The following is a 6,291-nucleotide window of genomic DNA, read 5'->3' as shown; positions in this document are numbered from 1 at the left end:
GTCCGCCCCGGCACGCGCGTGCGCCGTCCGGCTACCGCTGCCCGCTGACCCTTCCCTGCAGCAGCCGGGAGAGCGCGGAATGGACGTCGTCCAGCGACCGCTCCGGCTGGAAGGCCTGCCAGTCCAGGGCGGCCACCAGGACCATGCCGACCAGCGCGGCCGCCGTCAGCGGCACGTCGATCTCGTCGCTGAACTCGCCGTTGTCCACGCCCTCGCGCAGCACCCCCTCGACGACGGCCACCGCCTCCTGACGGACCACCATGAGCGTGGACTGCCAGGCCCGGTTGGTGCGCCACAGCTCGGCCACGTAGAGCTGCGTGAAGGACGGGTAGCGGTCGATGAAGACGAGGCCCGCGCGGATCATCGCGTCCAGCGCGTCGACCCTGCCGCCGCCCTCCCGGGCCGTGCGCTCGGCCGCTTCGCGCAGCGAGGCGGTGAGCAGGCCCACGCCGTGCCGCAGCAACTCCTCGAACAGGACCGACTTGCTCGCGAAGTTGTAGTAGACCGTGCCCTTGGCGACGCCGGCCCGTTCGGCGATCTCGTCGACGGTGGTCGCGGAGAACCCCTGCTCGGCGATGAGGGTGACGGCCGCCTCGTAGAGCTTCTGCCGGGTGGCCTCGCGGCGGGTGCGGCCGCCCGGGGCGGTGCTGCTTTCCATGGTCCCGATTGTCACAGGAACCCGGCCGCCCGGACGACGGATCCTCACAGGGTCAGCTCCGGGTGCAGCCGGGACGGCGTCCACACCTGCCGGCGGCGCGCCGACAGGGCGGTCAGCGCGAGAGCTCCCGCGGTGAAGGCGACGAGCACCGCGCACGCCTGCCACACCGGTCCCAGGCCGCCGCCCGTGATGAGCCGGCGCAGCGCGTCGACCACGTGACTCATCGGCAGATACGGGTGGACCGCGTTGAAGAACCCGGGGCTGGTCTGCACGGGATACGTGCCGCCCGCGGACGTCAGCTGCAGCATCAGCAGGGCGAGGACGAGGATGCGGCCCGCCGCTCCGAAGCGCGCGTTGAGCCACTGCACGAGCGCCGCGAAGCACGCCGACACCACGAACAGGAAGCCCACCGTGCCCGCCGCCCGCACCATCTCGAGACCGACCCACCAGTGCAGCACGGCCATCAGCGCGGTGGTCTGCAGCACCCCGATCGCCACCACCGGCAGCCAGCCCGCCAGCGCGATCCGCCATGCAGGTGCGCCGGCGGCCAGCGCACGCCGGTTCATCGGGGCGATCAGCATGTACGCCACCATCGCGCCCACCCACAGCGACAGCGGGATGAAGTACGGGGCGAATCCGGTGCCGTAGTTGGGCGCCTTGTGCAGGTCCTGGGAGACGAGCCGCACGGGGTCGGCCATGACGGCGGTGCGCGCGTCGCGCCGGCGCTCGTCGTAGTCGGGGATCCGCCGGACGCCGTCGTGCAGGCCGTCGGCGAGCTTGCCGGAGCCGTCGGAGAGCTTGAACATGCCGCCGTCGAGGTTCTCGGCGCCGGTCTCCAGCTTGCCGACGCCCGCGTCCAGGTCGACGGAGCCCGTCCTGGCTGCGCCGAGCCCGCCGTTCAGCTTCTTGACGCCCTTGGCCACCTTCGAGGCGCCCGTGTTCAGCGCGTTGACCTTGGTCACGGCGTCGGCGAGGTCCTCGGAGAGATGCGGGGCGTCCTCGGCGAGGGACCGCGCCTGCTTGCGCAGGGCCCCCAGGTTCGTGCGGAGCGTCTTCAGGTCGCCGTTCTGGTCCGCGATCAGCGTGTCGACGTCGTCGGCGACCGTCGCGACGTCGGCGGCGGAGTCCTTGGCCTTCGCCAGCTCGGCGCAGGCCGGGTCGGGCAGCACGGGCGTCTCGCAGCGCGCCTTGTGGACGGCCGCGAGGGCGTCGGAGGCCGTGCGGGCGGCCTTGGCGGCGGGCGGCGCGGCCTTCACCAGGGCCGCCAGATCGCCGTCGATCAGCTCGGCGGAGTCGGCGACGAGCCGGGCGGTGTCGCCGATGGTCTTCTCGTTGTCCTGGAGGAAGGGGCCGATCGCCCCGGAGAAGCCGTTGACCTTGTCGGCGAGCGCCTGGGTGCCGTCCGCGACCTTCTGCGAGCCGTCCTCGAGGGCGTCGGCCCGCTCGTCGAGCTTGGTCAGTCCCTTGGCCAGCTTGCCGCTGCCGTCCTTGGCGTCGCCCAGCCCGTCGGCGAGGGCCTTGGAGCCCTTCTTGGCCTTCCCGATGCCGCCCGTGAGGTCGTCGGCCCCGTCCGCGGCCTCCTGGGTCTTGCCGTGGATGTCGGAGAACGACACGAAGATCTTGTCCAGGAAGGTCCGGGAGGTCTTCGTGGACGCGGCCGTGCGCACCTCGCTGAAGACGGTCCGGGAGATCTGCCCGACGATGTAGTTGTTCGCGTCGTTCGTGCGCACCTGGAGGGCGCTCGTCGCGGGGGAGTCGCCGGAACTGGAGGCGATCCGCCGGCTGAAGTCGGCGGGCATGGTCAGCGACAGGTAGTACCTGCCGCCCTCGAGGCCCGCGCGTGCCTCCTGGGCGCTCACCTCGTGCCAGTCGAAGACCGCGCTGTCCCGCAGCTTCGCGGCGATGTCGTCCCCCGCGGCGATCCGCTTCCCGTCGGCGGTCGCGCCCCTGTCGTCGTTCACGAGTGCCACGGGGATGCGGTCGAGCCTGCCGTACGGGTCCCAGAAGGAGTACAGGTACAGCGCTCCGTACAGCAGCGGCAGCAGCAGAAGCGCGACCAGGGCCGCCCGTGGGAGCCTGCCCCGGCTGAACCGCCGCAGCTCAAGCGCGGCCAGTCTCGGCGTGCGCATGCGCCTTCTCCTCCTCGTCGTCGTAGGTCCGGGCGCCGGAGTCGCCCTGTGCGGTCGCGGCGTCCGTGCCCGCGCCCGTTCTCCTGTCCCCGTCCCTGTCCGTGCCCTTGTCCCCGTCCGCGTCCGCGTCCCCGTCCGCGTCCCCGTCCGCGTCGGCGTCGGCGTTGGCCTCGGCGTTGGCCTCGGTGTCCGTCTCGGCGTCGGTCTCGGTGTCGGCGTGGGTGTCCGTGCGGACCCGGACGGCGCCCTCGGGAGCCTCGCCGCCGCACACGGCGACGACCGTCGTCCCCGCCTCGGCGAGCGATCGGAGCAACGTCCAGACCTCGGTCCGCTCGGCGTCCGTCAGCTTGAGGTCGATGTCGTCGACGCCGAGCAGCCGAGGGCGCCCGATGAGCGCCAGCGCCACGGAGAGCCGCAGGGCCTCGACGCGCTCCAGATCGCGGACGGCGGTGCGCGCGCCCTTGGGCAGGGACTCGCGGTCGAGCCCGGCGGCGGCGAGCGCGGCGTCGATCCGCGACGCCGTGCGCGCCTCCCGCTGTGCGCGCGGTCGCAGCAGATCCCGTACGGAGCCGTCGAACCGCCTCTGCAGCAGCGCCCGTTCGCGCAGGTGCTCGCCGACGGTCAGGGCCGGCTCGAGGTCCGTCACACCGGCGACGTGCGCGAGCGCGCTGACGCGCCGTACGGCGGCCATCTGCCGGGGCAGACGGGCCGCCCCCACGGCCGCCGTCCCCTCGGTGGCCTTCATCCGCCCGGTGAGGGCGAGCAGCAGGCTCGTCCGGCCTGAGCCGGAGGCCCCCTCGATCGCGATCAACGAAGCCGGCGCCGCGTCGACGTCCACACCCCGGAACACCCATCCGCGGGGGCCTCGCAGCCCCAAGCCGTCTGCTGCGACCCCGACGCCGACCCCGACTCCGTCCACCACTGCGTCCACCACTGGCTCCCCCTGGCGATTTTTGAACTGACTGGTCAGTGCAAAAACTAGCCCGAACTCTCGATCGAAGCAAAGCCCCAGGTCAGAACGGATTGTCAGTGGCATACCGCACGATGGGCACATACGGCAGCCCGTATCGGACGTGCCGTCACACTGACGACAGGAGGTTCGTCATGGCCAACCACCACGCAGCCGCCGCACACCGGCGCCGCGCCACCGGCCCTGCCCCCTCACTGACCGGCCCGGCGAGCGATGTGCACCCCGTGCTCCGCCGCACCACAGCCCCGCCCGCCGCCCTCGACCTGCTCGCCCAGGCCCGCGCCGGTCTGGAGGAGGCGGCCGCCCTCGAGACCCCCAACGACCGCTACGCCACGGCCCATCTCGCCGCCCTGCGCACCGCGGCGGCCGTGCTCGCCGCCCGGGGCCGCCCCGAACCCCCCTCCCGCCGCCGCGCCCGCATCCGCAGCGCCTGGGAGGTGCTCCCCGAGATAGCGCCCGAACTCACCGAGTGGAGCGCGCTGTTCGCCTCCGGCGCCCGACGGCGCGCCCGTGCCGAGGCGGGCATCCAGGGCGCGGCCGGGCGCCGGGACGCCGACGACCTGATCCGCGACGTGGCGATGTTCCTCCGCCTCGTCGAGCGCATGCTGGTGCTCCAGCCGGTGCTGCCCCAGCCGCGCCACGAGGAGGACGACCCCGCCGGCCCCGGCGCCCGCCGACGCGACCTGCCGGACGCCGGCTGACATGCCCGCCTGCCACCGGGCGCCCCCGGCGGCCCCCCGCCCCGCCGACACCCGGCCTCGCACCGCCTCCGGAGCGGTCGCCGGGCCGCCCGGGCGGTCCGGGGCCGGCCCCGCCCGCCGCGGCCCGCCGGCCCCCGTACCGCCGGCACCGGTCGAGGCGGCGGAGGCAATAGGGTGGAAGGCGCCTGAAGCCTCCTCTCCGCCCGCCCGCACCCCGGCGCGGGCCGGGCCCGGGGAGGCAGCCCGTTCGCTCCGCCGCGCAAGAGGCGGTGCCGCGCCGAGGAGTCAACTGCCGTGTCGGATCCGATGCGCCCGCCCGCCTCCCACCCCCGCTCCCGCGCCTCCCTGCGCACCGCCGTGGTCTGGGAGGTCCTCCAGGACGCCCTCGAGCGCCGGGTCAAGGCGACCGGCCGTGAGTCGCTGGACGTGCTCGACACCGGGGGCGGCAGCGGCAACTTCGCGGTGCCCGTCGCCCTCCTCGGACACCGGGTCACCGTCGTCGACCCCAGCCCCAACGCGCTGTTCGCCCTGGAGCGCCGCACCGCCGAGGCGGGCGTCGCCGACCGCGTGAAGGGCGTCCAGGGCGACGCCCACGGGCTGTTCGACGTGGTCGAGCGCGGCGGTTACGACGCCGTCCTGTGCCACGGCGTCCTGGAGTACGTCGACGACCCGGCCGAGGGAGTCCGCAACGCGGTGGCCGCACTGCGCTCCGACGGCCTCCTCAGTCTCCTGGCCGCCGGCCTCGGCGGGGCCGTGCTCGCACGCGCCCTCGCCGGCCACTTCACGGAGGCCCGCCGGGCGCTCACCGGCACGGACGGCCGCTGGGGCGAAGGCGACCCGGTGCCGCGCCGTTTCACCGCCGAGCAGCTCACCGGGCTGGTCGAGGGCGCGGGCCTGCGGGTCGGCTCGGTGCACGGCGTCCGGGTCTTCGCCGACCTCGTGCCCGGCGTCCTCGTGGACACCGAGCCCGGCGCCCTCGACGCGCTGCTCAAGCTCGAGGAGGCAGCGGCCGAACTCCCCGCGTTCCACTCCGTGGCCACCCAGCTCCATGTGCTCGGTGAGACGCGGGGGGCCGACGGGAGCTGAGCGCCTCCCGGGTCGTACCGCTGATCAGGGGCTTGGCTGCGCATGGAGTACGCCACAGGCCCCCCGTTCGGGCCCGGTGCGCCGTATGATCGAGGGAGACCGCCCGGCATGACGGGTCGGCCGCCGGGGAATGGACACCTCAGCGAGCCGGGACGCCCATGGCGGGCTCCGGTTGGCCAATTGGCGTAGAGGGGCGGGTTTCACGGGGGCGATTCCCTGCCTATCCTGAAGGGACCCCCGGGGTCGCCCCGGCGACTGCACGATGAGGAGGACTCCGTGCCGCTCTCGGAGCACGAGCAGCGCATGCTCGAGCAGATGGAGCGAGCGCTGTACGCCGAAGATCCCAAGTTCGCGTCGGCGCTCGAGGGAAGCGGGCTGCGTACGTACACCCGGCGGCGGGTCTACCAGGCGGTCGCTGGCTTCCTCGTGGGTATCGCGCTCCTCATGGCCGGAATGGTCGCCAAGCAGGTCTGGTTGAGCGTGGTGGGCTTCCTCGTCATGCTGGGATGCGCGGTGCTCGCCGTGACCGGCTGGCGCAAGGCCCCCAAGCCCGGCGAACAGGCCGCCGCAGGAGCCCCGGGCGCCCCGCGCACCCGCGGTCAGGGTCGGCAGAAGCGCTCCATGATGGACCGTATCGAGCAGCGCTGGCAGCGCCGGCGTGACGAGCAGGGCGGTCACTGACACCGCCGCCCATCAAGCACCGCCCACCGGACGAGCAACGGCGAGGGGGCGACCGCCCGGCAGGGC

General features: G+C 73.9%; 6 protein-coding genes. 3 read left to right on the top strand and 3 right to left on the bottom strand.

The features are described 5' to 3' along the window. Positions 1-31: 31 nt before the first annotated feature. The 3 genes from ABT300_RS40165 to ABT300_RS40155 are packed head-to-tail and all read right to left on the bottom strand — an operon-like array spanning position 32 to position 3,718. Positions 32-658, bottom strand: a complete 627-nt coding sequence (locus tag ABT300_RS40165; protein ID WP_351686985.1) for a TetR/AcrR family transcriptional regulator — start codon at positions 656-658, stop codon at positions 32-34. A 44-nt stretch (positions 659-702) separates the two neighbouring features. Then, complete coding sequence (locus tag ABT300_RS40160) at positions 703-2,787, bottom strand: YhgE/Pip family protein (RefSeq protein WP_351686982.1); 2,085 nt, start codon at positions 2,785-2,787, stop codon at positions 703-705. After that, complete coding sequence (locus ABT300_RS40155) at positions 2,759-3,718, bottom strand: ATP-binding cassette domain-containing protein (protein ID WP_351686980.1); 960 nt, start codon at positions 3,716-3,718, stop codon at positions 2,759-2,761. Before ABT300_RS40155 ends, ABT300_RS40160 begins: the two co-directional genes overlap by 29 nt. Positions 3,719-3,891: 173 nt before the next feature. On the opposite strand from ABT300_RS40155, the gene ABT300_RS40150 reads away from it, so the two are divergent. The 3 genes from ABT300_RS40150 to ABT300_RS40140 all read left to right on the top strand — a co-directional run bounded on the left by ABT300_RS40150 (position 3,892) and on the right by ABT300_RS40140 (position 6,225). Continuing rightward, positions 3,892-4,458 carry an SAV_6107 family HEPN domain-containing protein gene (locus tag ABT300_RS40150; protein WP_351686978.1) on the top strand — a complete coding sequence of 189 codons (567 nt, stop codon included), beginning with the start codon at positions 3,892-3,894 and terminating at the stop codon, positions 4,456-4,458. Between the two features lie 294 nt (positions 4,459-4,752). Beyond that, complete coding sequence (locus tag ABT300_RS40145; RefSeq protein ID WP_351686975.1) at positions 4,753-5,544, top strand: class I SAM-dependent methyltransferase; 792 nt, start codon at positions 4,753-4,755, stop codon at positions 5,542-5,544. Positions 5,545-5,820: 276 nt separating this feature from the next. After that, entirely contained in the window at positions 5,821-6,225 is a 405-nt protein-coding gene (locus ABT300_RS40140; protein WP_057580028.1) for an SCO2097 family morphological protein, read from the top strand. Positions 6,226-6,291: the final 66 nt, after the last annotated feature.

Source organism: Streptomyces sp. NPDC001027 (assembly GCF_040299045.1).
Taxonomy (GTDB): domain Bacteria; phylum Actinomycetota; class Actinomycetes; order Streptomycetales; family Streptomycetaceae; genus Streptomyces.
This window is presented reverse-complemented; position numbering and strand designations above follow the sequence as displayed.

Bases quoted from the DNA above. Each gene is read 5' to 3' on its own strand.
- ABT300_RS40165 (WP_351686985.1), bottom strand. From the start codon at position 658: ATGGAAAGCAGCACCGCCCCGGGCGGCCGCACCCGCCGCGAGGCCACC.
- ABT300_RS40160 (WP_351686982.1), bottom strand. From the start codon at position 2,787: ATGCGCACGCCGAGACTGGCCGCGCTTGAGCTGCGGCGGTTCAGCCGG.
- ABT300_RS40150 (WP_351686978.1), top strand. From the start codon at position 3,892: ATGGCCAACCACCACGCAGCCGCCGCACACCGGCGCCGCGCCACCGGC.